Raw genomic sequence first — 25,864 nt, 5'->3', positions numbered from 1 at the left:
CTTTTTGCCTATTTTTTATTAATTCAACGTTAAACTCATGTATTAGCAGCAGTATTTATAAGCAATAAGCGATTAAAAGTTAAGCGACGAAACCTTGATGCCCAGTGCCGGAATTTTTGGCGACAATCTATTACCACCTTAAATTTTGCAGCGGGCTACAGAATCTAGTTTAACTTTGCGCAATTTTCTCTAAGTTTGCAATATGATTTTTATTAGCAATTATTTTCATGCATAACTTGTGATATCAAAAATATTCTTTGCTACCGTGGGAAGGTATAACTTGCAGTGCAAAGACCTTGCTGCAAAGAGAAAAGGCCTTCCGTGACGGAAGGCCTTTCCCTTGTCCCGCCAGGAAAATTATTATTTTTTGCGGTGACGGGTCAGTCCCGCCACAACCTCATCCGCCGAAATCGTGCCTATAATCGCGCCATTGTCGACGACACCGATCGCACCGGAATGTTTCGCCAGCGCATCGAGAATATCGATCAGCGGCGATGACGGACGGGCGGTGGCGGCAACGGCCAGCCGGCCATTGCGTTCATCCACGCCCCGCTTCATCACGTCAGCGGCGGTCAGCATGGAGATCGGGTTCATGTTCTGCACGAAATCCGCGACATATTGCGTGGCTGGCTCCTTGACGATCTGCTGCGGCGTACCGCACTGGATGATGCGCCCGCCTTCCATCATGGCGATACGGTTGCCGATGCGGAAGGCCTCGTCGAGATCGTGGCTGACGAAAAGAATCGTTTTCTTGAGCCGGCTCTGGAATTCCAGAAGCTCGTCCTGAAGGCGGCTTCGGATGAGAGGGTCAAGCGCCGAGAACGGCTCGTCCATCAGGAGGATAGGCGCTCCGGTGGCGAAGGCACGGGCCAGCCCCACACGCTGCTGCATGCCGCCGGAAAGCTCTCCCACCTTGCGGTCGGCCCAAGCGGAAAGATTCACCAGCTCAAGCTGCTCGGCCACCATGCGCTTGCGCTCGGCTTCCGGCACGCCGGAGAGCTCAAGCCCGAAACCGACATTATCGGCAACATTGCGCCAGGGCAGCAGGCCGAATTGCTGAAACACCATCGAAACCGTATGCGTGCGCAGGTCACGCAGCGCTTTCGCCGGGCAGCGATAGGGGTCGACATAACCGGACTTGGTCTTCACGCCCACATTGCCGCGCACCACGGGCGCAAGCCCGTTGACGGCCCTGAGCAGGGTCGATTTTCCGGAACCGGAAAGCCCCATCAGTACGAGGATCTCGCCTTCACTGACCGAGAGCGAGGCATTGGCGACGCCGAGCACCAGCCCGGTCTCGACATTGATCTCGTCACGCGTGCTGCCCTTGTCGATCATGGGCAGCGCCGCATCCGGCCGGTCGCCGAAGACGATATCGACATTTCCGAAAATGATGGCGTCACTCATAGGTCATCCTCCGTACCGGGAAGGCGGAAAAGCCGGTCGAGAACGATCGCCAGGATGACGATGCACAGACCCGCCTCGAAGCCCATGGCGATGTTGACGGTGTTCAACGCGCGTACCACCGGCACGCCGAGACCATTAGCGCCCACCAGGGCGGAAATGACCACCATCGACAGCGACAGCATGATCGTCTGGGTGAGACCCGCCATGATCTGCGGCGCGGCGAAGGGAAGCTCCACCTTGCGCAGCACCTGCGACGGTGTCGCGCCAAAGGCGATGGCCGCCTCCACCAGCGCCGGCGGCGTCGAGACGATGCCGAGGCGGGTGAGCCGCACCGGCGCCGGTATGGCGAAGATGACGGTGGCGATCAACCCCGGAACCATGCCGAGGCCGAACAGCACCAGTGCCGGAATGAGATAGACGAAAGTGGGGATGGTCTGCATCAGATCGAGCACCGGGCGCATGCCGGCATAGATCCACTTGCGCCGCGCCGCCAATATGCCGAGCGGTATGCCGATGAGCATGCACACGGCGCTGGCGGCCATGACCAGCGCCAGCGTTTCCGTCGTCGCTTTCCAGTAGCCCAGATTGATGATGAGCAGCAGCCCGAGCGCGGTGAAGACCGGCATGCCGACCGAGCGGCGCGTCCAGGCCGAAAGCGCCGTCACGATCGCAACGATGATCAGCGGATGCGGCGCCTGCAGCACGTAAAGCAGGGCGTTAATGACGCTTTGGAAAATGAAGGAAAGCCAATCGAAGAAAAAAGCGAGATTGCCGGTCAGCCAATCGATGGCCTCCTTGGCATATCGGCCGACGGGCAGGCGGTTTTCAGGAGCGCTGAGCCATTCCACGGTAAGAAGAGACCTTTCGTGAACGAGAGCAATTCCAGCAAAAATGCAGAGCGGTTTGCGTCCGGAATTGCGCAGACAACAGAGAAATAGAGCATTGGCGCCGCCGCCGTTTGACCGGAAATGCGCCAATGCAGAAACGACGGCCGGCAGCGAAACTGCCGAACGCGGTGCAGGTGCATGGCCTTCGATGCGAGAAAATTCGCGGGCAAGGCCAGGCATGGGCATCGTTATTTCCCGCTGCGTCCGACCTGCCGCGCAGGCCGGATGCAGTCATGCATAGTCTTGCGGCTTAAAGGCCCAGTGCCTTCTTTACGGTCAGCAGGGCGTCGGCGCTGCCATCCTTGGTCTTGACGTTGGCGAGCCAGGGCTCGATCGCCGCCGGATTGGCCTTCAGCCAGGCCGTTGCGGCCGCTTCGCCTTCAAGGCCGTCATTCAGGATCTTGCCCATGATCTCGTTTTCCATGGGCAGGGAAAATTGCAGGTTCTTGAGAAGGACGCCGACATTCGGGCATTCCTCGACATAGCCCTTGCGGACATTGGTGTAGATCGTCGCGCCGCCGAGATTGGGGCCGAAGACCTCGTCGCCACCGGTCAGGTAGGTCAGCTTGAAATTCGCATTCATCGGATGCGGTTCCCAGCCGAGGAAGACGATCGGCTCACCGGATTTTTCGGCGCGGGCCACCTGGGAGAGCATGCCCTGCTCGGAGGATTCGACCACCTCGAAAGCCTTCAGCCCGAACGTATCCTTGGCCACCATGTCGAGAATCAGACGGTTGCCGTCATTGCCCGGTTCGATGCCGTAGATCTTGCCGCCGAGATCAGCGCTATGGGCGGCAATATCCTTGAAATCCTTGATGCCGAGTTCTGCACCCTTGGCGTTGGTCGCCAGCGTGTATTTGGCGCCCGCCAGATTTTCGCGCAGCGTCTCGACCGACTTGTCCGCGCGGTAAGGCGCAATATCGCCTTCCATGGTCGGCATCCAGTTGCCGAGGAAGACGTCGATGTCCTTGTTTTTCAGCGATGTATAGGTGACCGGCACGGAAAGAAGCTTCACGTCGGTTTCATAACCCATGCTTTTCAGGAGCACCGTGGCCGTCGCCGTCGTCGCGGTAATGTCGGTCCAGCCCACATCGGAAAACCGCACCGTGCCGCAACTGGCAGGTTCTGCGGCGCCGGCCGCGCTGAACGTCATAGCGGAGATTGCTGTGGCCAAGGCCAGACAGCGACTTCTATTTGCAAACATCGCTTGCTCCCTTTTTTGTTCCCTTGCCATTATCAATATCTGCCGAACACAATCAACTCGCGCGCATTTGCGTGCTTCCGCGCACCGTTTGCGACAAAACAATGAAAAATTACGCCGTTCCGCGGCCGCATGCGTGCCCTGTCCACATGCGGAAAATCTGTGTTTTTCCCACTCCGGCACTTTTCAAGCCGCATATTCGCGGCCAAAAGGCGCTAATTGCAGCACCGGCGCGGAAAACGGAATCGGTTCCGTGAGGCGCGGTGTGCCGATTGAACAGGCTGGAACAGGGCGTCCCAGGACACGAAGTCGCTCCGGGAGTGGATAATGGCAAAACTCTATTTCAATTATTCGACGATGAATGCCGGCAAATCGACCATGCTGCTGCAGGCGTCCTATAATTATCAGGAACGCGGCATGCGCACGCTGATCTTCACGGCCGCCTTCGACAACCGGGCTGGCGTCGGCCGCGTCGCCTCGCGCATCGGCCTGTCCTCCGAAGCCCGGACCTTCGATGAAAAGACCGACCTGTTCGCCGAGGTATCGACGCTCCATGCCGAAGCACCCGTCGCCTGCGTCTTCATCGACGAGGCCAATTTCCTTTCCGAGCACCATGTCTGGCAGCTTGCCAATATTGCCGACAAGCTGAACATTCCGGTCATGACCTACGGCCTGCGCACGGATTTCCAGGGCAAGCTTTTCCCGGCCTCGAAGGAACTGCTCGCCATTGCCGACGAGCTTCGCGAAATCCGCACCATCTGCCATTGCGGCCGCAAGGCGACGATGGTGGCGCGCTTCGGCAGTGACGGAAAGGTCGTGACGGAAGGTGCGCAGATCGATGTCGGCGGCAACGAAAAATACGTTTCCTACTGCCGCCGCCACTGGGTGGAAACATTTAACGGCGGCTGACCCTCTGCGTCCGGTTGCCGCATTTGATTTTTCGCAAAGATGGCTCCCCGGCTCCTGCGCTAAGACGACAGCGACACATTCGCGTGGATGTGCTTTCTCTCAGGAGCAAAATTATGCAGAACAAAACTGCCAAATTCGCCAGCCTCGCCATCGCCGCGGGCCTCTTTGCCTTCCCCGCCCTGTCGGCTGAAATCGAAGTGAAGATGCTCAACAAGGGCAGCGACGGTCAGGCGATGGTCTTCGAACCCGCAACCGTCAAGGCAGCCGTCGGCGATGTCATCACCTTCGTTCCCGTCGACAAGGGCCATGATGCGGCAGCCGTCAAGGAAATGATCCCCGAGGGTGCCGCCGATTTCAAGGGCAAGATGAACGAAGCCGTGAAGGTGACGGTGGAGAAGGAAGGCGCCTATGTCATCAAATGCACGCCGCATCTCGGCATGGGCATGGTCGCGCTCGTCGTCGTCGGCGATGCCGCACCCGCCAATCTGGACGTCGTCAAGAACGGCAAATTACCGAAAAAGGCACGCGACCGGCTGAACGCCGAAATCACCAAACTCGGCCTCTAAGCGCATATCCCTCCGGTTCCGCGACGGCCCACATTCCCTCGGCATTATAAGAATGCCGTCACCGCCGGCGCGGACCGCAGGTTGAGAAAAGTTTCGCAATCATGTTGTATCCCGGTTGACCGGGACATATCTGGAAGACAGTAAATGACCGCGGTTTGACGAAGCGCCGAAGGGCGCCCGGCCGGACCGCGGATTTTTCTTCCGGCGTCCAGCCCCACGGGCAGAGGAGACTATGACGACATGATAGACCGGATCACCGCTTTGATTCAGGCAGCCTTCAGCGCCATCGGCAGGGCCGCCGGTCTTCTCGTCGCATGGCTCCTGTGGCCTTTCATGGCCGCCCATGGCTGGTACAGCGGCCGCAACTGGCTCATCAAGGGTCCGATTGCCGTCATCGTCATTCTTCTTGCGGGTTTTTACGGATATTTCGTCTGGCAAACGCAGATCTGGACGAATTTCGATCCGGATTACGTAGCGCGCTACAAGCTCGAAGAACGCACCGTGCCCGCCGGACAGGAATTGCCCGCCGCCGCCCCGACGGGCGGTGCGACCGGCGCAGCGGCCAATACCTCCGCGCCCGTCTGCCAGCGCTCGGCCATCGTCGATGCGGCCGCCGATCTCACCGATTTCAACGTCAACCAGAACGCATGGATTTCCTCCATGCTGCTTTACCGCCTCGGCCTCTTCGGCATGGACTGGGACAGCACGCCGTTTCTCGATAACAAGGCCTCGTTCCAGCGTGGCGTGAACCAGGCGGTGCGCCGCACCTCGGTGGAACTGGTGGATACGCTCGGCCGCGTGCGCGGAACCTCCGGCATCAACAACAATCTCCAGGAAGCCCGCGGAAACATGCAGTTCAGCGAATATTCCTGGTATTTCGGCCTCGATCCCTTTGGTCCCAAGACGCCGACCCCGGCCTATTACCGCGCCGCCATCCGCAGCTTCCAGGCCTTCAACGGCGAACTGACCGCCTGCAAGGCCGTGTTCGATACCCGCGCCGACAACCTGATCCAGTTCATCGACCGTATCGCCGGCGATATCGGCTCGACATCGGCGATCCTGCGCGAGCGTTCGGAAAACTATAATGGCGGCTGGTTCGACACCCGCGCCGACGACCGTTTCTGGTTCGCCTATGGCCAACTTTATGGCTATTACGGCGTGCTTTCCGCCGCCGGATCGGACTTCGCGCAGGTCATTCGCGAGCGCAACCTGACCAACCTCTGGAACGACACGCTGATGCAGACGCGCGCCGCGCTGCGCATCCAGCCGGCAATCATTTCCAACGGCGAGGAAAGCGGCTGGATCATGCCTTCGCACCTTGCCACCATGGGATTTTACGTTCTGCGGGTTCGCTCGAACCTCGTTGAGCTTCGCTCGGTTCTCGACCGGTAAGCCGGCGGCGCTTTGCGAGCGGCGGGATCAATCAGTTTATCAGGCCAAGGCGTATGGTCTTGGCCACGAGCTGTGTTCGATTGACACAATCGAGCTTGCGAATGGCGTTGTTCATATAGGTATTGACGGTGTGTTCCGAGATGGACAGAAGTCCGGCGATTTCCACCGATGTCTTGCCCTGCGCCGTCCAGCGCACCACGTCCAGTTCCCGTTTGGTCAATGGCGAAGGGCCTTTGGCGCCGTTGCGACAAAGGCGGTCATAGACCTCCAGCGCGTGCAGCGCGATCATGCCGAGTTCGTTCAGCGAGGCCTGCGGCAGGAGATCGCGATCACCCGCGAAATTCAGCAGATGCCGGTTGCCGTACATGCCGTGGACCGGCACCATGAGACCGGAGGTTATGCCCATGCTGCCGAGCGAAGCCGCCGCTTCCACCAACGGCCCGCAGGCGATGTCCGGATCCTGCAGCGACCAATATTGCGGCATCATCGATGACGCGCCGCGCTTGATGACCGGGCAATCCCCCAGCGCGCCATCCTTGGTCATCGCATTCACGACCCAGATGGGCAGGCTGCTTTCAGCCACGGTCGGCAAGGCGTAGGGGTTCTGGCCGCCGGGCAACCGCAGCAGGGTCACATAGGCATAACCGAAGGCGCGCATCACCTCCTGCAGCGCCTCCAGCCATTGGGACTTGTCGGTCGCGGCCGAGAGTGCCTCGCAAAGTCTGGCCTGGCGCTCCGTCTTCACCATTCACGCACCCTCGTCACGCCCGGGCGCGATGCCCGGAACGAGAAACATGCGGCATGGCTAAACGGGCTTGCGACCTTCATATCGGGCGGGCCATCCTGATCAAAGCACCAGTTTTTCGGATTTGTCCTTCGGCTTGGCCATCAGTTTTTCGAGGAAACCGAGCATGACCGCCGAGACGACGAAAGCAAGGTGAATGATGGTGAACCACATCAGCTTGCTGTCCGAATATTGATTGGCGTTGAGGAATATCTGCAGCAGATGGATCGACGAGATCGCCACGATCGACGACGCGACCTTGATCTTCAGGCTGCCGGAATCCAGCTTGCCCAGAAATGAAACCTCGGCATCCGCATCATCGAAGCGGCTGACGAAGTTTTCGTAGCCGGAGATCATCACCATGACGATCAGGCTGGCGACCAGCGCCGCGTCGATCAGACCGAGCATGGCGAGGATCATGTCCGCTTCGTCGTAGGTGAAAACATTCTTCGCAACTTTCAGAAATTTAAGCGCGAAAGAAAAGGCATAAACACCGAGTGCGGCGACGAGCCCGAGATAAAAGACGACGAGCAGCCAGCGGCTGGAGAGAATGATCCGCTCGACGAGCAGTTCAAGAGACTTCATTTCCGTATCCGATTAATAATCTGTTTATTGTATGGGGCATGTTTTTCTTTCGCCATGTAAACTGGCTGCGAATATCCTAGCAAGCGGCAATGTCGGGACTTTGGCAACATCACGGTGTTTTCACCTCGGCCGATCATTTTAGCCGGGCCCCGGCAAACGTAATATTTTTGCAACATATCCTTTTGCTTTAAAACATGATGCAAAGAGTCATATATAATATGTTGACAGTTAGCCTCATGTTTTTTAGTCGTCGCGTATCGGCTCGCCCGTAACAAATCAGAACATGTCCAGCCGCGCTGAGCGCGGCGCGTTTTTGCGCGCCGTGGCTTATCTGCGCGCATATCCGGGGGTATTTAATGTCCATTTCACGCACGCAATCCGCGCTGCTTCTGTGCACCGCCATGTCTCTTCTTTCCCTTGCCGGCCAAGCACGGGCGCAGGATGCCGCTTCGCAGGAAAACGGCGCCACCACACTCGAAAAGATCGTGGTCAAGGGCAAGCGTGTCAAAAGCGCCAATGCCGCCGCCGAAACCCCGCTCGCAAGCCAGACGAGCGCGGAAGACATCCGCAAGAAAGACATCGGCAGCATCAAGGACCTCGGAAACACCACTGAGCCGGGCGTGGATTATGTGGATGCCAAACCCGGCAAGCCGGGTGGATTGTTCATTCGCGGCCTCGGCGGCGCCCGTGTCGTGACCCTGATCGACAATATCCCCGTTCCCTTCTTCGAAAACTTCGCCCGCCAGGGTCAGGCCACCACCACCCTGAGCAATACGAATTCAAGCTTTGATTTTTCCTCGCTTTCAACTGTCGACGTGGTACGCGGCGCTGATTCCAGCCGCATCGGCTCCGGCGCTCTCGGCGGCGCGCTGGTGCTGCGCACGCTTGAGCCGGAAGACCTGATCGGCGAAGGCAAGGATTGGGGTGGCGTCGCCAAGACCACCTATGACAGCGAAGACAGAAGCGTTGGCGGGTCGCTCGCCGTCGCCAAGAAGATCGAGAACACCTCGGTCCTGTTCCAGGGTTCGTACAAGCGCGGCAACGAGACGGATAACAAGGGCACGGACGATGTCTACGGAATGCGCCGTACCAAGCCCAATCCCGCCGACACCTACGAAAGCAACCTGCTGTTCAAGATCCGCCAGGATCTGGAAGGCGGCCACCGCATCGGCCTGACGGCCGAGCGCTATTCGCTGAGAAATCGCAGCGACATGAAGACCCTGCAGAGCGTCAGCGTAACCGGCACGGGATCGACCTATCGGATCGGCGACTATCGGGGCCACGAGAATACGGAGCGCGATCGCGTCTCGCTCGATTACGAATACGAAGCGCCTTCGACCGACGGCCTGATCGACGCCGCTGATCTCTCGCTCTACTGGACACGTCTTTCCAAGGAGTCCGGTGCGGGCGACCGCCTGACCAACAATTCGATCTATATTCGTGAAGACAGCATGCGCAACAGCGCGTTCGGCATCGTCGGCGGCCTTGAATCCGGTTTCGAACTCGGCGGCGTGCAGCACACGGTCCGCTTCGGCGGCAATGCCATGACAACCGATTTCAGCCAGGCGCTTTATGCAAACACGGCCGGAGTGACGTCTTCATCCCAGTCGGACATGCCGGATGTAAGCGGCAAGAGCCTCGGGCTTTATCTCGATGATGAAATCGCCTTTGGCAACGGTTTCCGCCTGACCCCCGGCCTGCGCTTTGACTCCTACGATTACGATCCGGATGGCTCGGTATCCAGCAACAGCGGCTACAGAACCTTCGGCCTGCCGAGCGGCAACAGCGGTTCCCGCTTCTCGCCGAAACTGCTCGCGACCTATGACCTCACGCCGGAACTGCAGCTTTTCGCGCAATGGTCCATGGCGTACCGCGCACCCACCATCAACGAGCTTTATCTGAACTTCTCGAATATCAGCTCGGGCGGATATGCGGTCATCGGCAATTCCGAACTGAACCCGGAAACGAGCAATGGCTTCGAGATCGGCGCGAATTACGCCTCCGGCGATCTTTCCGGAAGCCTGATGCTGTTCCACAACAAATACAAGAACTTCATCGAGCAATATACGACGACGACCAGCCTCTTCTCCTTCAGAGGTTCACCGGGCAGCCTGTTCACCTATCGCAACCGTAACAATGTCGAAATCTCCGGTGTCGAGGCCAAGGTCCGCAAGGAGCTCGCAAACGGCTTCTTCGCCCATGCTTCGCTTGCTTATGCCTATGGCAAGGATACCGACACCAACGAATTCATTCGCACGGTGGCACCCTTCAAGTCGATCGTCGGCATCGGCTATGAGCAGGACGTCTGGGGCACGGAACTGACCGGCGTCTTCTCGTCCGGCATGCGCGACGACAGGGTGGCCAACACCTACGATGCGCCCGGTTACGGCATCTTCAACCTGACCGGCTGGTGGGAGCCGGAACAGGCCAAGGGCCTGCGCATCCAGGCCGGCATCTATAACCTGTTCGACAGAAAGTACTGGAATGCCGTCGGCGTCCGCGACATCAACCCCAATGCCGCCAGCACCGTCAACCAGCCGGTCGACTTCTATTCGGAAGCGGGACGCACCTTCAAAATCTCCCTGACCCAGAAATTCTAAACCGGGACAGGACAATCATCTCCAGTCGGGGCGGCCTTCGGGTCGCCCTTTTTTTGTCAGCGGCAATAGAGATAGCCGCCTTTTCGCTCCAGCACGTCGAGATGCAGGTGATCCTGATGGGTGGCATCACTGCCGGGGGAGAGAACGGTGCGGAAGAACAGGCAGGCCGCGGCGGTGATGGTGCGCTGGAAAGCGCCCTCCGGCGCACCGTCCTCGCCGCGCGGTTTCATCACCAGCGGCTCGCCCTTATCGAAGGAGATCGTGGAAATATCGACCGCATTGCCCCTGGCATGTTCGGAAATCTTGCCGTTTGCCGCTCCGTTGCGGTTACGGCAGATATAGGTCGAGGCATTGGCGATGGCTGTCACCTTCTTCTCTGGCATGGCAAGGGCCGCGGCCGGAAGCATCATCTCCTTCGTCCAGCGGGAAAGGGCCAGCGCCGTTTCACAGCGCATGGTGCCGGAAGGCTCCAGCTTGATGCCGGGTAAAACCACGGAAAGCTCGACGGGCGCTTCGATGCCGCAGCCCTGTTCCTCGTCGCGGATCGGCTCAAGCTCTTTGAACTCCGCACCGATCTCCTTCAATGCACCAAGGCAGGCCTGAAGTGCGGCCGGGTCTTCCGGCTTCACCGGCTCCGGCGGCTTTTCGTCGGGTTTGGCCGCCTCGCCATCCGGCTTGTGTTGTTCCCCATCGTCTTTACCCTCGCCTTCCTTCTTGGCGTCGCCGGAACCTTTGTCAGCGGGTGTCTTTTCACCATCCGCGCGCGGTCCTTCCGGAAGCTGCGGCTTCGGGGCCGGTTTCGGTGCTTCCGCCGGGCCTGGCGGCTTCTCATCCGATGGCTTTTCCGAAGGGGTGGCGGATTGCCCCTCACCCGGTTTCGGCTGCGGCACCGGCACCTGCGCCGGCGGTTCGGAAGCGGAAATCAATGCAAGGCTCGTTACCAGAAGACACAGGCGATGAAGCATTTTTCGGGGCACTCCTGACCGTTTCGGCAGGAGTGCAACGCCGCGGCGGCCCGTAAGGTTCATTCCCTCACCGAAATCCGCTTGCCAAGGCGGACCGTGCGCGCTAACAATTTTCCCATGAACATCGTGTCTAAGAACATTGCTAACTGGTGGTGGGGCAGCTTTTCGCGGCCTTGACCAGTCATGTCTTCAGACAAAGTCCAAGCCGCCCGAATTTTCAGGCGGCTTTTTTGTTATTTTGCCGCCTGTCATCGGGCCTGAACAACGGGAAGTGCGAAAGAAATGGTAACGATCATTCAGGATGACGGAGCGGAAACCTACGAGACGAAAGGCGGCATCAAGGTCAGCCGAAAGCGCCGGCCCGCCGATTACGCCAGCGCCATCGATAATTACATCGAAAAGCTCGATTCCCATCGCGGCGCGGTTTTCTCGTCCAACTATGAATATCCCGGCCGTTACACCCGCTGGGATACGGCCATCGTTGACCCGCCGCTCGGCATCTCCTGTTTCGGTCGCAAGATGTGGATCGAGGCCTATAATGGTCGCGGCGAAGTGCTGCTCGGTTTCATCACCGAAAAGCTGAAGGCGACACCCGATCTCACTCTCGGCGCCTCCTCCGTCCGCCGCCTCGATCTCACCGTCAACGAACCGGACCGCGTCTTCACCGAAGAAGAACGCTCGAAAATCCCGACCGTCTTCACGGCACTGCGCGCCATCGTCGATCTCTTCTATTCGAGCGCGGATTCAGCCATCGGCCTGTTCGGCGCCTTCGGTTACGATCTCGCCTTCCAGTTCGACGCGATCAAGCTGTCGCTTGCGCGCCCGGAAGACCAGCGCGACATGGTGCTGTTCCTGCCCGACGAAATCCTCGTCGTCGACCACTATTCCGCCAAGGCCTGGATCGACCGCTATGATTTCGAAAAGGGCGGCGTGACGACGGATGGCAAGTCCTCCGACATCGCCCCCGATCCGTTCAAGACCACCGATACCATCCCGCCCAAGGGCGACCACCGCCCCGGCGAATATTCCGAGCTGGTGGTGAAGGCCAAGGAAAGCTTCCGCCGCGGCGATCTGTTCGAGGTCGTTCCCGGCCAGAAGTTCATGGAACGCTGCGAAAGCAATCCGTCGGCGATCTCCCGCCGCCTGAAGGCGATCAACCCCTCGCCCTATTCCTTCTTCATCAATCTCGGCCATCAGGAATATCTGGTCGGCGCATCGCCGGAAATGTTCGTGCGCGTCTCCGGCCGCCGCATCGAGACCTGCCCGATTTCAGGCACCATCAAGCGCGGCGACGATCCGATTGCCGACAGCGAGCAGATCCTGAAGCTGCTCAATTCGAAGAAGGACGAGTCCGAACTGACCATGTGTTCGGACGTAGACCGCAACGACAAGAGCCGCGTCTGCGAGCCGGGTTCGGTGAAGGTCATCGGCCGCCGCCAGATCGAGATGTATTCGCGCCTCATCCACACGGTTGACCACATCGAAGGCCGCCTGCGCGACGACATGGATGCCTTTGACGGCTTCCTCAGCCACGCCTGGGCCGTCACCGTCACCGGTGCGCCGAAGCTGTGGGCCATGCGTTTCATCGAAGGTCATGAAAAGAGCCCGCGCGCCTGGTATGGCGGTGCGATCGGCATGGTCGGCTTTAATGGCGACATGAATACCGGCCTGACGCTGCGCACCATCCGCATCAAGGACGGCATCGCCGAAGTGCGCGCCGGCGCGACGCTGCTCAACGATTCCAATCCGCAGGAAGAAGAAGCCGAAACCGAACTGAAGGCATCCGCCATGATCGCCGCCATTCGTGACGCAAGGGGCACCAACGCCGCGGCCACCAAGCGCGATGCCGCCAAGGTGGGCACCGGCGTCAAGATCCTGCTGGTCGACCACGAAGACAGTTTCGTGCACACGCTGGCGAATTATTTCCGCCAGACGGGCGCAACCGTCTCCACCGTCAGAACGCCGGTGGCGGCAGATGTGTTCGACCGCTTCCAGCCGGACCTCGTCGTCTTGTCTCCCGGACCGGGCAGCCCGACGGATTTCGACTGCAAGGCGACGATCAAGGCCGCCCGCGCCCGCGAACTGCCGATCTTCGGCGTCTGCCTCGGCCTTCAGGCTTTGGCCGAGGCCTATGGCGGCGAGTTGCGCCAGCTTGCGGTGCCGATGCACGGCAAGCCCTCGCGTATCCGCGTGCTGGAACCCGGCCTCGTCTTCTCCGGCCTCGGCAAGGAAGTGACCGTTGGCCGTTATCACTCGATCTTCGCCGACCCAGCCACCCTGCCGCGTGATTTCATCATCACTGCGGAAAGCGAGGACGGCACGATCATGGGCATCGAACACGCCAAGGAACCGGTGGCCGCCGTTCAGTTCCACCCCGAATCGATCATGACGCTCGGCCAGGACGCCGGCATGCGGATGATTGAAAATGTCGTGGTGCATCTGACCCGCAAGGCGAAGACGAAAGCGGCGTAATGGTTTCTGCCGACACCATCAGCATCGAGCCGATCCGGGCGGAGCACGTTGAAAGTTTTCACCGTGCTCTCGATGCGGTGTCGCGCGAGCGGAAATATCTGAGCTTTCTGGAGGCGCCGCCGCTCGATTCGGTCCGCGCCTTCGTTCTCGACATGATCGAAAACGACCATCCGCAATTCGTGGCGATTGCGGATGGCGAGGTAGCCGGCTGGTGCGATATTCGCCGCCAGGACAGGGCAACCCGCGCCCATTGCGGCACGCTCGGCATGGGCATCCTGCCCGCCTATCGCGACAAGGGGCTGGGTGGACGGCTGATGCGGCAGACGCTCGATGCCGCGCGCGAATTCGGGCTGCATCGTGTGGAACTGAGCGTGCATGCGGACAATGCGAGAGCAATTGCGCTTTATGAAAAGATCGGCTTCGTGCATGAGGGCCGGGCCCGTGATGCCGTTTCGATCGATGGGCGTTACATAGACAGCCTGAACATGGCGATCGTCTTCGGCAACTAACCCCTCGGCAGCGAGGCGGAAATGCACAGCGCGAATTTCTTCAGAAGCGGCAAGTCGAAATGCCCTTCCCGCCGCAGCATCCAGGTCAGCGCGTCATTCGCCGTCCATGGCGTCTTGTAAGGCCGGACCGAGGTGACGGCATCATAGACGTCGCAGATCGCCGCGATCCGCGTGTAGAGGCTGATCTCGTCACCCGCACGGCCGCTCGGATAACCGCCGCCATCCATCCGCTCATGATGGTTGAAGCAGATATCGAGCACCATTTCCGGCATGTTCGCATTGCGCGACAGGATCTCCCGGCCGAATACGGGATGAAGATTGATGATCTCCCGCTCATTGGCGCTCAGCCGTTCCGCCTTGTTGAGGATCGCCGAGGGAATTTCCACCTTGCCGATATCGTGCAGCAGCCCGCTGATGCCGAGCAGATCGACCGTTCCCCTGTCGAGCCCGAGATAATTGCCGAAATGGATCATCAGGCCGCTGACGGACACCGAATGCACGAAGGTCGTTTCATCCTTCGATTTCAGGCGGGTAACGCCGATGAAAATTGCCGGGTTGGTCTGCACGGCATCGGAAATCCTGCCCGCAGCCGCAGCCATGCCCTTCAGCGAAACAGAACCGCCGGCTTCGGCAGCGGCAAAGGTCCCGGCAATCGCATCGGCTGCCGAGCGCACGGCATGGGTGATGGCGGCGATGGTTTCCGGGCAATCGTCGGATCGCGTCAGGGCCGCCCCGGCGGATTGCGCGCTGCCTTCGGCATCATTTCCCTTGGCCGTATTGATGATGATGTTTTCGGCGCCGCTCGTTTTCAGTTGACGCATCAATTCCTCATGCCGCAAAAGAAAGCGGTGCCGCCTTGAAAATCTCTGGTCCGAAACGGCCCCTTCGACCGCTTCGATAAACATGCCGAGCGTCAGCTGCTGGGTGGAAATTCGTTTAAGCATCGGACGCTTTCATTTTTCTTCCCGGGAATGATAACCTGAAGCCGCAATTCGAAAAAACGTCGGCGCTGGACCGGCTGAACTATAAAGGTGAAGTTGAGCCTTCCCGGCAGCGCCTAAACTTGGACCTTCGAAGATTAGATAGCATAAATATGAAAATTTTTTACTCCGGATATATTTAAAACCCGAAGAATCAGTCCGAATAGACCAAGAAACAACCTGAGAATGTAAATAATAAAAGTTCTCGCATACCACGTAGATCAGGAGCCGAAGAAACCCGCATGAACTCAAAACTCGAAACGCGCATCGACCAGGGTACGGGCCGCGAACCGGCGGATATGGTTCTCAAGGGCGGACGTTTCTTCGACCTCGTCACCGGAGAACTCGTTGCATCGGATATTGCCATTTGCGGCGACACCATCGTCGGAACCTCGGCGAATTACAAAGGCCGCCGGGAAATCGACATTTCCGGAAAAATCGTCGTTCCGGGTTTCATCGATACACATCTCCATATCGAATCCTCGCTCGTCACGCCGCATGAATTCGACCGCTGCGTTCTGCCCTACGGGGTTACCACCGCCATCTGCGACCCGCATGAGATTGCCAATGTGCTGGGCACGGAAGGGCTTCAGTTCTTCCTCGACAGCGCGCTCGAAACCATCATGGACATTCGCGTGCAGCTGTCCTCCTGCGTGCCCGCCACGCATCTGGAGACCGCAGGCGCCGATCTGCCGATCGAAAAGCTGCTGCCGTTTCGCAATCATCCGAAGGTCATCGGCCTTGCCGAATTCATGAATTTCCCGGGCGTCATCCACAAGGACCCGGTCTGCATGGCGAAGCTCGAGGCCTTTCAGGGCCAGCATATCGACGGGCACGCGCCGCTTCTCTCGGGAACGGCGCTGAACGGTTATCTCTCGGCCGGCATCCGCACCGAACATGAATGCACGAGCGCTGCCGAAGCGCTCGAAAAAATCCGCAAGGGCATGCATATTCTGGTGCGTGAAGGCTCCGTCTCGAAGGACCTGCATGCCCTGATGCCGATCATCACCGAGCGCCTGTCACCCTATCTGGCGCTCTGCACGGATGATCGCAACCCGCTCGATATCGCCGAACAGGGCCATCTCGACTATATGATCCGCACTGCGATCGCCAGCGGCGTGGAACCGCTCGCCATCTATCGTGCGGCCTCGATTTCCGCCGCGAAAGCCTTTGGCCTGCGTGATCGCGGCCTTGTCGCGCCGGGCTGGCGCGCCGATCTCGTGGTCGTCGACAGCCTGCAGAACTGCAAGGCCAGCATGGTCTTTTCCGGCGGCCGCATCGTCGATGACGCACTGTTTGCCACGCGCAAGCCGGTGGCGCCCGTCGGTCTCGACAGCGTCAAGGCAAGGCCGGTGCTCGCCTCCCATTTCGGTGTGCCGGTCACGGAAGGCGAAACCCCTGTCATGGGCGTACTTCCCGGCAAGATCATCACCGAGCACCGCCGCTACAAGCTGCCGACGGACGGCAACCAGACGACCGTCGATCTCGAGAATGACATCATCAAGGTCGCCGTCATCGAACGGCATGGCAAGAACGGCAACCACGCCAATGGTTTCGTGCAGGGCTTCGGCCTGAAAAAGGGCGCCATCGCCTCCACCGTCGGCCATGACAGCCATAATATCTGCGTCGTCGGCGTCAACGAAGACGACATGGCGCGGGCCGCCAACCGGCTCGGTGAAATCAAGGGCGGTTTCGTCGTGGTGGAGGACGGCAAGGTGACAGGCGAAATCGCGCTCCCCGTCGCCGGGCTCATGAGCCTCGAACCTTACGAGACGGTGCGCGATACGCTGCACACCCTGCGCAAGGCCGCCTACGCGCTCGGCACGACGCTGGAGGAGCCCTTCCTGCAGGTGGCCTTCCTGCCGCTGCCCGTCATTCCGCACCTGAAGATTTCGGATAAGGGCATGGTGGATGTGGATCGGTTTGCGCTGATCTGATCGACGAGAAATATCTCGGCGGGATGAAACGCCAAACCCTCATTCCTATGCTTGTCACAAGAATGAGGGTTTGGCAAAAAACGTTATATTCCACCTTCAATCCAGGGACAGCCGCTTGCGGAAATAAACCACCCGCTCCGTCTCCTCAAACCCCAGCGCCGCATGCATGCGATGGGAATCGAGATTTGCAATATCGGCGTCGGACGCAAGCTCGCTGGCGCCCTGGCCGGTGGCCCAGCGGGTCACCTCCTCCACCAGCGCTGCGGCAACGCCCTGTCTGCGAAACGCCTCCTCGACATAGATTCCCTCGAGAAATGCCACGGGCGAGGTATCGCAACCATTGACGTAATCCCGCCGCAGGCTGACTTCGGCAAAACCAATAGCCACTCCAGCCGGATCATGGACGATAAATCCAGCCCCGGTTTCGGAGACGGCCTGCAACTCCACCCTATGTTCGGTGGGCACGGTATCCGGCCACAACCGGCGCCGCAAAAGGCACCAGTCGTCCTGATAATCCGCAGCGTTTCTGACAAGAAATTGCCCGCTCACGCAACGATCCCGCAAAACACATCCAGCCCGTCGAGCTTGACGATCCCCGCATCATAGAGCGGTGAAAACCCCGGCATAGGCAGGATATCCGTAACACGCATGGCCTTTGGCACGGGAAATTCCACCGCTTCGCGGGTCAGGTTGAAAACGAACAGCAGTTTTTCATCGCCCTTCTGGCGCGTGAAGGCCAGCACATCGAGATTGGTCTTGATGAAGTGCATATCGCCGTCGCGCAGCGCGCCATGGCTTTTGCGGAACGACAGGACGGCGCGATAATGGTTGAGAGCCGAGTCCGGCTTGCGCTCCTGCGCATCCACGGCCTGCATGGCATGCACATAGGGCACCGGCAGCCACGGCTTTTCGGCGCTTGAGAATCCGGCATTGGGTTTGCCGGTCTCCCACACCATCGGTGTGCGGCATCCGTCGCGGCCCTTGAAGGCGGGCCAGAAGCGGATGCCATAGGGGTCGCGCAGATCCTCGAAGGCAAGTTCGGCCTCGGTCAGCCCCAGTTCCTCGCCCTGATAGAGACATATGGAGCCGCGCAGGCTGGAAAGAACGCAGATGGCGAGTTTCGCCACCCGTGTCTGCTCCTCCACGCTTTCGGAAAAACGGCTGAGATGGCGCACCACATCATGGTTGGAAAAGGCCCAGCACACCCAGCCGTCCTTGACGATCTTGCCGAAAGTCTCGACCGATGCACGCAGGTGCTTCGCGCTGAAATCCGGCCCCAACAGATCGAACGTATAACACATGTTGAGCTTGTCATTGCCGGACGTATAGGCCGCCACCGTCTTCAGCGACCGCGCCCCGTCGCCCACTTCGCCCACCGTGGCCCGGCCCTCATATTCATCGAGCAACGCGCGGAAGCGCTTCAGGAAAGCCACGTTTTCCGGCCGCGTCTTGTCGTAGAGATGGTCCTGCATGCCATAGGGATTGACGTCGGATGCATCGAGACCAAAGCTTTCCTCATCGTAAAGCGGCGGGTTGTCGCGCAAAAGCTTGTCATGGAAATAATGGTTGACGGTATCGAGCCGGAAACCATCCACACCGCGATCAAGCCAGAAACGCACGGTCTCCAGCAGCGCATCCTGAACCTCGGGATTGTGGAAATTGAGGTCCGGCTGCGAGGCGAGGAAGCTGTGCATGTAATATTGCTTGCGCACGCCGTCCCATTCCCATGCCGGGCCGCCGAACACGGAAAGCCAGTTGGTGGGGGCAGTGCCATCCGGCTTGGGATTGGCCCAGACATACCAGTCCGCCTTGCTGTTGGTGCGGCTGGCACGGCTGTCCACGAACCATGGATGCTGGTCTGACGTGTGCGAAATGACCTGATCGATGATGACCTTCAGCCCCAGCCGGTGCGCCTCGGCCATCAGGGCGTCGAAATCGGCAAGCGTGCCGAACATCGGATCGACATTGCAATAATCGGAAACATCATAACCCATATCGGCCATGGGCGAGGTGAAGAAGGGCGAGAGCCAGATGCCATCCACACCAAGCGAGGCGATATAGGGCAGCCGTTTCGTCACCCCGGCAAGATCGCCGTAACCGTCGCCGGTCGTGTCCTGAAACGAGCGCGGATAGACCTGATAGATCACCGCTCCTTTCCACCAGTCCGATTGTGCGTGAGATTTATGGACCGGGGCATGGGGCAGCGTCATCGGCGATCTCCTGAGGGTGTCTCGCCGGAGAATATAAAGCCGCTGCGTCCGCGTAAACCGGAACTTCGCACATGCACAAACGGCCAGAACCGCCCTTGTCAGCGGCGCGCACTCGTCGTAAGCCGCATGGCTGGAAAAAACGGGAGGATGACGGCGTGGGCGGACGGTTTCTGTCGATTGGCGAATGCATGGTGGAACTGTCGCAGGCCGGCAACGGGCTGCTGCGCAAGGGTTTCGCCGGGGATACGTTCAATACCGCCTGGTATGCCCGCGCCTGCCTGCCGGAAGACTGGTCCGTCGATTATTTCACCGCGCTCGGCGACGATCCGCTGTCGGAAGACATGCTGGCCTTCATCACGGAAGCCGGCATCGGCACGGAAAAAATCCGCCGCATCAAGGGCGGCACGCCCGGCCTTTACCTCATCAACCTGAAGGATGGCGAACGCACCTTCAGCTACTGGCGCAATGCCGCCGCCGCAAGACAGCTGGCCGCGGATGCGGATCACCTGCGCCGGACGGTGGAAAGCGCCGATGTGGTCTATTTCTCCGGCATCACGCTCGCCATTCTCGCCTCCGCGCATGATGTCGATACATTCCTCGCAGAGCTGCGCCGCGCCAAGGCGGCCGGCAAGCTGGTGGTCTTCGATCCCAACATCCGCCCGCGCCTCTGGGCCGACAGGGATGTGATGCTGGAAACGATCTCCAATGGTGCCCGCGCCGCAACGCTGGTCATGCCGAGTTTCGATGACGAGGCCAGCCATTTCGGCGACGTTTCCGTGGAAGCGACCATCGACCGCTACCGTTCGCTCGATGTCAAAAATATCGTCGTGAAGGACGGTGCCAAGGGCGCGACGCTCGATTTCGGCGGCAACCGCAGCCATGCCCCGGCGATGAAAGCCGTGGAAGTGGTCGATACAACAAGCGCCGGCGACAGCTTCAACGGCGCCTTCCTCGCGCGTTATGTGACCGGCAGTTCTCCCGAAGAGGCCGCCACCTTCGCCGCAAGGGCCGCCGCAACCGTCATCGGCCACCACGGCGCGCTGATCAGCCCCGAGCTGCTCCCGCTGGTGGGATAGCCCCCTCTACCCCTCATTCCTGTGACAAGCACAAGGATGAGGGCAGAAGAGAGCATCACGGACACCCGCACGTTTCAGATATGCCGCACTGATGCCGATAATTACGTTATCTGGCACCCTTTCGACTGTACAAAAAACCCACTTCCCCACCGTCACACGCCCTGACATGATCCTGTAACACGCACCCCGCATATACGGGCAGAAGCCGGGCAATGGGGATTCGCCTGTGCGCAGATGAGCAGGATCAGTGTTTCATGACGAGAATCACGATTGTCACAGATGCCTGGCACCCGCAGGTCAACGGCGTGGTTCGCTCGATCGAAAACACCAATACCGAACTGGCGCGGCTCGGTGTCGATGTGCGCATGGTCACGCCGCAGAGTTTCTACAGCATCCCCTGCCCCACCTATCCGGAAATTCGCCTGTCGGTCGCCGGATATCGCCGCGTCGCGGCGGAGATTGAAAAAAGCCAGCCCTCCTTCGTGCATATCGCGACGGAAGGGCCGCTGGGCTTCATGGCGCGGCGCTGGTGTGTGAAGAACCACATGCGGTTTTCCACCAGCTATCACACCCGCTTCCCGGAATATGTCGCGGCACGTTTCCCTGTCCCGGAAAGCTGGCTTTACGCTTTCGTGCGCTGGTTCCACAATGGCGGCAACACCTGCATGGTGGCGACCCCGAGCCTTGAGACCGAACTGGAAGCCCGCGGCGTGCGCAACCTGAAGCGCTGGAGCCGCGGTATTGACGCCGAGCTTTTCCATCCGCGCCCGAAGGCGAAGCTTCCTTTCGACCTGCCACGGCCGATCTTCATGACGGTGGGCCGTGTGGCGGTGGAGAAGAACCTGCCGGAATTCCTGGAACTCGACCTGCCGGGCTCGAAGGTCGTCATCGGCGACGGCCCTGCACGTCAGGAATTGCAGGAAAAATATCCGGATGTGTTGTTCACCGGTATCAAGACCGGCGAGGACCTGGCCGACGCCTATGCGCAGGCCGATGTCTTCGTTTTCCCCTCGAAGACCGACACATTCGGCAACACCATTCTCGAAGCGCTGGCAAGCGGCGTGCCCGTGGCCGCCTTCCCCGTCACCGGGCCGATCGATATTCTCGGCGGCAATCCGGGTGCGGGGGCACTGGATCACAATCTTCGCGATGCCTGTCTGGCGGCGCTGCATTGCTCGCCGCAGGAGGCCCTGGCGCTTTCCAAAAGCTACAGCTGGGAAAAGGCCTCAAAACAATTCCTCGACAATGTCATCCACGCCGCCGGAAAAACCCTGCCGCTGCTGTCGCGCTCGCAGCTTGCGTGAGGTGATCCCCGATATTTTGTCGGGAAACGGTGGACGAAACGGTGCGGGAGTGTCACAAGGCGATCAGGACGCGACTGCCGTTATCTTTAGAACGGGGTCGGGCTGCTGATTGACGTCAGGCGGCTGCCGCGAGAACACGCTGGCCGTCCTGTTTTTCAACGATACACCGCCAGCCACAGAGATGCCGCTTCAGGACAAAGGAAGAAGCTCTTTTTGCTGGGCCGTGCACCATTGGTTGATCTTCTCGACAACATCCTTTGACGCCATCGGCAAGGCACTGCTGGGTATGACGACCACCGTGCCGTGGAAAACCAGCACCAGACTGTCCGGCGGCGTGATGGCGAGATGATAACGTGCCCAGCTCAGCTGCACGGTGTCCAGTCGTGTGACCTGCTTATAGCCCTGGGGCCCGATCTCGACCTGTATTTGAGGTGAATACATCAGCTCATGGGCGATATTCCAGTGTGCCAGGGTCTCGTAATAGGATTTCATCTCCCATCTCGAGCCCCGCCAGATAATGAACCAGACGGCGAGAGCCACAAACGGTGCGGGCGCAAAAACCCAATAACCGACCACCGGCCAGACGCCCGGAAACCACGGTAAACTCAGGGAATAGATGAAACCGGCAGCCAGTCCCGCAAATATCGACAGCCTGACTCTTTCCGTGGCAAAATGGCGAGCCCAGGACCTGTCGAAAATCATGCTGTAATTTTCATAGGCCTGATTTTGATAGCCGTAGACATAGGCGGGAACATGTTTCGGGTCTGGTGTGAAGCTTATTGAAATGGTGTCATCGGCCATAGCACACGTCGATCCCGTCCCTGTTGCAGCCCGGTCTTTGTAACAGCTATTGGCCCTTTTAATCAAAAGGCGTTTTGCTGCCAAAACCGTCGCGATCACCATCCTGCGGCGGAATCTGCCGTCACCAGGCTCCAGTCAGCATTTCACCGGAAAGCGGCACGGTCCGCGCCTTGCCGTCCCGGTCGGTCACCGAAAGCGATGCGGCCATCTGCTTGGGGGATTTGCGGAACCAGTTGGCGGCAACGCTCGCCATATCGCCGATCATTGCGTGCTTGTGCCAGTCGGCAAAGCGCCTGGCTGTCGCTTCGGGCTCGGAGCGATAGAAGAAATCACCCGATTGCCCGAGATCGTTGATCGAGGCCGCCATGGCCGAGAGCGGCCGCTGGAACATCTTTGCCGGCACCGCAAGCGCATCCGCACCCTCAGAAAAAGCGGGCGCCATGAAATCGATAGCCCAGCCGTCGGCCTCGACCCAGCAATGGAAATTCTCACCCGCACCCGTCACATAACCGTCTTCGCGATGATCTGCGAACAACAGGACCTTTCCGCCGAGATTATAGGCGGCAAGCCCACCCTTCGGCACCGCCTTCACCTTGTAATGCTGCTGCAGGATGAAGGCACCGAAGGTGCTGAAATACATGGAGGCCGAGGCGGGATCGGCATTCTGGCTGATGAGCAGGCTGTTGATGACCCGGTAAATCCGGTGATAGTCGGTCTGCTTGATCAGCATGGTCTTTTACTCTTCAAACACGTGTCGTTGGGCGAGCGTCCGCCGCTTGTTTCTTATCCCCGCCGGGGAGAAGTCCGCGGCAGCGGGATGAGGGGGGCGACGGTTGAGATATACGGAGGGGTTGCCCCTCATCCGGCCCTTCGGGCCACCTTCTCCCCCCCCCCGGGGAGAAGAAATACGCCGCAACGCCGTGCCTCAAAACCGAAGGCCGGTCACCGCCGCTTCTTGGCCTTGCTCTCGAACGGATTGTCCGAGCCACGATAATGCACGCGGATCGGCACGCCCGGCATGTCGAAATCCTTGCGCAGGCCATTGACCAGATAACGCGTATAGCTCTCCGGGATAGCCTCCGGCCGGGTGCAGGAGATCATGAAGGCCGGCGGACGGGCCTTCACCTGCGTCATGTATTTCAGCTTCAGGCGGCGGCCGGAAACGGCCGGCGGCGGATGCTGCGTGGTCTGCGCATCCAGCCAGCGGTTGAGCCTTGCCGTGGAGATGCGGCGGTTCCAGACCTTGTCCGTATCAATGATGTTCTGCATCAGCCGGTCGAGGCCATAACCCGTCTGGCCGGAGATCGGCACGGCGCGGATGCCACGTGCCTGCGGCAAGAGACGCTCGGTCTTCTCGCGCAGGTCGGCCAGATAGGCCTGCGGGTCTTCGACCAGATCCCACTTGTTGAAGGCGAGCACGGCGGCGCGGCCTTCGCGGATGACGAGATCGACCAGTTGCAGGTCCTGCTTTTCGAACGGGATGGTGCTGTCGAACACGATGACGACGGTTTCCGCAAAACGGATGGAGCGCAGCGAATCCGCGACCGAGAGCTTTTCCAGCTTCTCCGTCACCTTGGCCTTGCGGCGCATGCCGGCAGTGTCGAACATCTTGATGGTGCGGCCACGCCAGTCCCATTCGACCGAGATACTGTCGCGGGTAATGCCGGCTTCCGGGCCGGTCAAAAGCCGGTCTTCACCGAGGAAGCGGTTGATGAGCGTCGACTTGCCCGCATTCGGCCGGCCGATGATGGCAACGCGCAGCGGCTTGGTCTCGTCATAAACCGGCTCTTCGTCTTCCTCTTCCTCGCTGCCAGGCTCAGTGCGCGGAAGCACAATATCCGTCTCCGCCTCATCCACCTCGGGCGGGAAGGCCACGTCTTCGCCGATTGCCTCGACGATAGCGTCGCGCAGGTCGATCATGCCCTGGCCGTGTTCGGCCGAAATCGGGCAGGGATCACCGAGACCGAGCGTGAAGGCATCGTAGAAACCGGCATCGGAACCGCGCGCTTCGGACTTGTTGGCCACCAGCACCACCGGCTTGCCGCGACGGCGCAGCATTTCCGCCAGCGTCTCGTCGGCCGGCGTCAGGCCCGCCTTGGCGTCCACGACGAACAGCGTCACATCGGCATCGTCGATTGCTGCTTCGGTCTGCGCCCACATGCGGCCCTGAAGCGTTTCCGGCCCGGATTGCTCCAGACCGGCGGTATCGATGATGGTGAAACGCAGGTCGACGAGCTTCGCCTCGCCGGGGCGGCGGTCGCGGGTCACGCCCGGCGTGTCATCCACCAAGGCCAGTTTCTTTCCGACCAGACGGTTGAAAAGCGTGGACTTGCCGACATTGGGGCGCCCGACTATGGCGACGGTGAAGCTCATTGATCTCGGTTCCTTGAAGCAAGTCTGCCCAAAACGTTATCTGTTTTGGGCAAAGGACATGCGTAAAATAAAGAGTTGGATCGCTTTGGCAATGCGAAGAAATGCCGGGGCGATCTCGCGTGGCGAGGCGACGTTTAGGCAGCCTTGCCCGAAGCGGTGATATTGTCGAGCATGATCTGCGCGCGGTTCGTCACGTTGCGCGGGGCCTGCGTGTCGCTGATAATCTGCTCGAACCATTGTTTGGCCTTGGCGAAATCGCCAGCCTTGTAGGCGGCAAGACCGAGAGCCTCACGCGCGGAAGCGCGCATGGTCTGGCCTTCGGCGCTGAGCGGCTCGGCCAGCGCAACGACCTGATCATAGGTGCCGTTGTCAACCAGCAGCCAGGCGGCGCGCACCTTGGCCGTATCGCGGAAGACCTGCGGCGCGGAAGTGTCGTTGCCGATGGCGGTGAAGGCGGCAATCGCGCCAGCCGCATCGCCCTTCTGCGAAAGCAGCGTGGCGGAACGGAATTTCGCCAGAACCGGATAATTGCCGTGACCGGAGGTTTCGAGATCGGCGAAGGCCTTCAGTGCCTCATCCGTCTTGTTTTCCGAAGCAAGCTTCAGCGCCGCCAGGAACTGGTCGCCGGAGTTGGACGCGCGGCTGGTGTTCCAATATTCGTAGATACCGGCGCCGGCGGCACCAACAACCACGAGAATGGCCGCACCCACGACCACGATACCGTACCGGCCCCAGAAGCGCGACAGCTGCTCGGAGCGGATCTGCTCGTTCACTTCGCGGATAAAGGTATCATTTTCGTTTGCCATCAAATTCTCCGTTACCCGCGCGGAGATCGTTTCCGATCCATCCGTTCGCGGACATACCAAGCCGCTTACCCGGATCAGCAAAAAGCGGCCGACCGGATCT

General features: G+C 59.8%; 22 protein-coding genes. 9 read left to right on the top strand and 13 right to left on the bottom strand.

Features of this window, described 5'->3' with window-relative positions:
- Positions 1 to 360 precede the first annotated feature (360 nt).
- The 3 genes from choV to O3S81_RS01395 form a co-directional block, all read right to left on the bottom strand.
- Entirely contained in the window at positions 361 to 1,407 is a 1,047-nt protein-coding gene (gene choV / locus O3S81_RS01405; protein ID WP_269340464.1) for a choline ABC transporter ATP-binding protein, read from the bottom strand.
- Entirely contained in the window at positions 1,404 to 2,255 is an 852-nt protein-coding gene (gene choW, locus O3S81_RS01400) for a choline ABC transporter permease subunit (protein WP_331284178.1), read from the bottom strand. Before choW ends, choV begins: the two co-directional genes overlap by 4 nt.
- 289 nt (positions 2,256 to 2,544) lie before the next feature.
- On the bottom strand, positions 2,545 to 3,447 hold the full coding sequence (locus O3S81_RS01395) for a choline ABC transporter substrate-binding protein (RefSeq protein ID WP_269340462.1): 903 nt from the start codon (positions 3,445 to 3,447) through the stop codon (positions 2,545 to 2,547).
- Between the two features lie 375 nt (positions 3,448 to 3,822).
- Here O3S81_RS01395 and O3S81_RS01390 point away from each other — a divergent pair, with 375 nt between their 5' ends.
- The 3 genes from O3S81_RS01390 (at position 3,823) to O3S81_RS01380 (ending at position 6,362) form a co-directional block, all read left to right on the top strand.
- Positions 3,823 to 4,404 (top strand): thymidine kinase, encoded by a 582-nt coding sequence (locus O3S81_RS01390; protein ID WP_269340461.1) that lies wholly within the window; start codon positions 3,823 to 3,825, stop codon positions 4,402 to 4,404.
- 113 nt (positions 4,405 to 4,517) lie between these two features.
- Complete coding sequence (locus O3S81_RS01385) at positions 4,518 to 4,970, top strand: pseudoazurin (protein WP_269340460.1); 453 nt, start codon at positions 4,518 to 4,520, stop codon at positions 4,968 to 4,970.
- A gap of 240 nt (positions 4,971 to 5,210) precedes the next feature.
- Positions 5,211 to 6,362, top strand: a complete 1,152-nt coding sequence (locus tag O3S81_RS01380) for a DUF2333 family protein (protein ID WP_269340459.1) — start codon at positions 5,211 to 5,213, stop codon at positions 6,360 to 6,362.
- 31 nt (positions 6,363 to 6,393) lie between these two features.
- Here O3S81_RS01380 and O3S81_RS01375 read toward each other — a convergent pair whose 3' ends face one another.
- Positions 6,394 to 7,110 carry a helix-turn-helix transcriptional regulator gene (locus tag O3S81_RS01375; protein WP_269340458.1) on the bottom strand — a complete coding sequence of 239 codons (717 nt, stop codon included), beginning with the start codon at positions 7,108 to 7,110 and terminating at the stop codon, positions 6,394 to 6,396.
- A 99-nt stretch (positions 7,111 to 7,209) separates the two neighbouring features.
- Positions 7,210 to 7,731, bottom strand: a complete 522-nt coding sequence (locus O3S81_RS01370; protein WP_269340456.1) for a TIGR00645 family protein — start codon at positions 7,729 to 7,731, stop codon at positions 7,210 to 7,212.
- A gap of 356 nt (positions 7,732 to 8,087) precedes the next feature.
- Here O3S81_RS01370 and O3S81_RS01365 point away from each other — a divergent pair, with 356 nt between their 5' ends.
- Entirely contained in the window at positions 8,088 to 10,331 is a 2,244-nt protein-coding gene (locus O3S81_RS01365; protein WP_269340455.1) for a TonB-dependent hemoglobin/transferrin/lactoferrin family receptor, read from the top strand.
- A gap of 56 nt (positions 10,332 to 10,387) precedes the next feature.
- On the opposite strand, the gene O3S81_RS01360 is transcribed toward O3S81_RS01365, so the two are convergent.
- A complete protein-coding gene (locus tag O3S81_RS01360) occupies positions 10,388 to 11,296 on the bottom strand; it encodes an extensin family protein (RefSeq protein WP_269340454.1) in 909 nt (302 codons plus the stop codon).
- A 282-nt stretch (positions 11,297 to 11,578) separates the two neighbouring features.
- Here O3S81_RS01360 and O3S81_RS01355 point away from each other — a divergent pair, with 282 nt between their 5' ends.
- The gene (locus O3S81_RS01355; protein WP_269340453.1) at positions 11,579 to 13,768 is read left to right on the top strand and encodes an anthranilate synthase; all 2,190 of its coding nucleotides are present in this window, start codon (positions 11,579 to 11,581) and stop codon (positions 13,766 to 13,768) included.
- The gene (locus tag O3S81_RS01350; protein ID WP_269340452.1) at positions 13,768 to 14,277 is read left to right on the top strand and encodes a GNAT family N-acetyltransferase; all 510 of its coding nucleotides are present in this window, start codon (positions 13,768 to 13,770) and stop codon (positions 14,275 to 14,277) included. Before O3S81_RS01355 ends, O3S81_RS01350 begins: the two co-directional genes overlap by 1 nt.
- Here O3S81_RS01350 and O3S81_RS01345 read toward each other — a convergent pair.
- Complete coding sequence (locus O3S81_RS01345) at positions 14,274 to 15,221, bottom strand: HD-GYP domain-containing protein (protein ID WP_269340451.1); 948 nt, start codon at positions 15,219 to 15,221, stop codon at positions 14,274 to 14,276. The two genes, O3S81_RS01350 and O3S81_RS01345, sit on opposite strands and share 4 nt — an antisense overlap.
- A 278-nt stretch (positions 15,222 to 15,499) precedes the next feature.
- Here O3S81_RS01345 and ade point away from each other — a divergent pair, with 278 nt between their 5' ends.
- A complete protein-coding gene (gene ade / locus O3S81_RS01340) occupies positions 15,500 to 17,194 on the top strand; it encodes an adenine deaminase (RefSeq protein WP_269340450.1) in 1,695 nt (564 codons plus the stop codon).
- 96 nt (positions 17,195 to 17,290) lie between these two features.
- Here ade and aac(6') read toward each other — a convergent pair whose 3' ends face one another.
- Positions 17,291 to 17,743, bottom strand: a complete 453-nt coding sequence (gene aac(6'), locus O3S81_RS01335) for an aminoglycoside 6'-N-acetyltransferase (RefSeq protein ID WP_269340448.1) — start codon at positions 17,741 to 17,743, stop codon at positions 17,291 to 17,293.
- A complete protein-coding gene (bglA, locus tag O3S81_RS01330; protein ID WP_269340446.1) occupies positions 17,740 to 19,404 on the bottom strand; it encodes a beta-galactosidase BglA in 1,665 nt (554 codons plus the stop codon). The genes aac(6') and bglA overlap by 4 nt, the downstream gene beginning before the upstream one ends.
- Before the next feature lie 155 nt (positions 19,405 to 19,559).
- On the opposite strand from bglA, the gene O3S81_RS01325 reads away from it, so the two are divergent.
- Both O3S81_RS01325 and O3S81_RS01320 read left to right on the top strand, forming a co-directional pair.
- A complete protein-coding gene (locus tag O3S81_RS01325; protein WP_269341378.1) occupies positions 19,560 to 20,480 on the top strand; it encodes a sugar kinase in 921 nt (306 codons plus the stop codon).
- A 254-nt stretch (positions 20,481 to 20,734) separates the two neighbouring features.
- Positions 20,735 to 21,784 carry a bifunctional monoglucosyl/glucuronosyl diacylglycerol synthase gene (locus O3S81_RS01320; RefSeq protein ID WP_269340444.1) on the top strand — a complete coding sequence of 350 codons (1,050 nt, stop codon included), beginning with the start codon at positions 20,735 to 20,737 and terminating at the stop codon, positions 21,782 to 21,784.
- A 189-nt stretch (positions 21,785 to 21,973) separates the two neighbouring features.
- Here the strand turns inward: O3S81_RS01320 and O3S81_RS01315 are convergent, their stop codons facing one another.
- From O3S81_RS01315 to O3S81_RS01300, 4 genes are all read right to left on the bottom strand, one after another.
- Positions 21,974 to 22,585, bottom strand: a complete 612-nt coding sequence (locus O3S81_RS01315) for a hypothetical protein (protein ID WP_269340442.1) — start codon at positions 22,583 to 22,585, stop codon at positions 21,974 to 21,976.
- 121 nt (positions 22,586 to 22,706) lie between these two features.
- Positions 22,707 to 23,315 (bottom strand): DUF2026 domain-containing protein, encoded by a 609-nt coding sequence (locus O3S81_RS01310; RefSeq protein ID WP_269340440.1) that lies wholly within the window; start codon positions 23,313 to 23,315, stop codon positions 22,707 to 22,709.
- 212 nt (positions 23,316 to 23,527) lie between these two features.
- A complete protein-coding gene (der, locus tag O3S81_RS01305; RefSeq protein WP_269340439.1) occupies positions 23,528 to 24,958 on the bottom strand; it encodes a ribosome biogenesis GTPase Der in 1,431 nt (476 codons plus the stop codon).
- A gap of 134 nt (positions 24,959 to 25,092) precedes the next feature.
- A complete protein-coding gene (locus tag O3S81_RS01300; protein ID WP_269340438.1) occupies positions 25,093 to 25,764 on the bottom strand; it encodes a tetratricopeptide repeat protein in 672 nt (223 codons plus the stop codon).
- Positions 25,765 to 25,864 lie beyond the last annotated feature (100 nt).

Origin of the sequence: Agrobacterium sp. SOY23 (assembly GCF_027212525.1) — a bacterium.
Taxonomy (GTDB): Bacteria; Pseudomonadota; Alphaproteobacteria; order Rhizobiales; family Rhizobiaceae; genus Agrobacterium; species Agrobacterium tumefaciens_I.
Note: the sequence above shows the minus strand (reverse complement) of the source record. Positions and strands in the feature narration are given on the sequence as shown.

Excerpts from the sequence above, each read along its gene's own strand:
- O3S81_RS01385 (WP_269340460.1), top strand. The coding sequence starts at position 4,518 with ATGCAGAACAAAACTGCCAAATTCGCCAGCCTCGCCATCGCCGCGGGC.
- O3S81_RS01395 (WP_269340462.1), bottom strand. The coding sequence starts at position 3,447 with ATGACGTTCAGCGCGGCCGGCGCCGCAGAACCTGCCAGTTGCGGCACG.
- O3S81_RS01370 (WP_269340456.1), bottom strand. The coding sequence starts at position 7,731 with ATGAAGTCTCTTGAACTGCTCGTCGAGCGGATCATTCTCTCCAGCCGC.
- O3S81_RS01360 (WP_269340454.1), bottom strand. The coding sequence starts at position 11,296 with ATGCTTCATCGCCTGTGTCTTCTGGTAACGAGCCTTGCATTGATTTCC.
- O3S81_RS01320 (WP_269340444.1), top strand. The coding sequence starts at position 20,735 with ATGACGAGAATCACGATTGTCACAGATGCCTGGCACCCGCAGGTCAAC.
- O3S81_RS01315 (WP_269340442.1), bottom strand. The coding sequence starts at position 22,585 with ATGGCCGATGACACCATTTCAATAAGCTTCACACCAGACCCGAAACAT.
- O3S81_RS01380 (WP_269340459.1), top strand. The coding sequence starts at position 5,211 with ATGATAGACCGGATCACCGCTTTGATTCAGGCAGCCTTCAGCGCCATC.
- O3S81_RS01390 (WP_269340461.1), top strand. The coding sequence starts at position 3,823 with ATGGCAAAACTCTATTTCAATTATTCGACGATGAATGCCGGCAAATCG.
- O3S81_RS01350 (WP_269340452.1), top strand. The coding sequence starts at position 13,768 with ATGGTTTCTGCCGACACCATCAGCATCGAGCCGATCCGGGCGGAGCAC.
- bglA (WP_269340446.1), bottom strand. The coding sequence starts at position 19,404 with ATGACGCTGCCCCATGCCCCGGTCCATAAATCTCACGCACAATCGGAC.
- choV (WP_269340464.1), bottom strand. The coding sequence starts at position 1,407 with ATGAGTGACGCCATCATTTTCGGAAATGTCGATATCGTCTTCGGCGAC.
- O3S81_RS01300 (WP_269340438.1), bottom strand. The coding sequence starts at position 25,764 with ATGGCAAACGAAAATGATACCTTTATCCGCGAAGTGAACGAGCAGATC.
- der (WP_269340439.1), bottom strand. The coding sequence starts at position 24,958 with ATGAGCTTCACCGTCGCCATAGTCGGGCGCCCCAATGTCGGCAAGTCC.
- O3S81_RS01345 (WP_269340451.1), bottom strand. The coding sequence starts at position 15,221 with ATGCTTAAACGAATTTCCACCCAGCAGCTGACGCTCGGCATGTTTATC.
- O3S81_RS01310 (WP_269340440.1), bottom strand. The coding sequence starts at position 23,315 with ATGCTGATCAAGCAGACCGACTATCACCGGATTTACCGGGTCATCAAC.
- ade (WP_269340450.1), top strand. The coding sequence starts at position 15,500 with ATGAACTCAAAACTCGAAACGCGCATCGACCAGGGTACGGGCCGCGAA.
- O3S81_RS01365 (WP_269340455.1), top strand. The coding sequence starts at position 8,088 with ATGTCCATTTCACGCACGCAATCCGCGCTGCTTCTGTGCACCGCCATG.
- O3S81_RS01375 (WP_269340458.1), bottom strand. The coding sequence starts at position 7,110 with ATGGTGAAGACGGAGCGCCAGGCCAGACTTTGCGAGGCACTCTCGGCC.
- O3S81_RS01355 (WP_269340453.1), top strand. The coding sequence starts at position 11,579 with ATGGTAACGATCATTCAGGATGACGGAGCGGAAACCTACGAGACGAAA.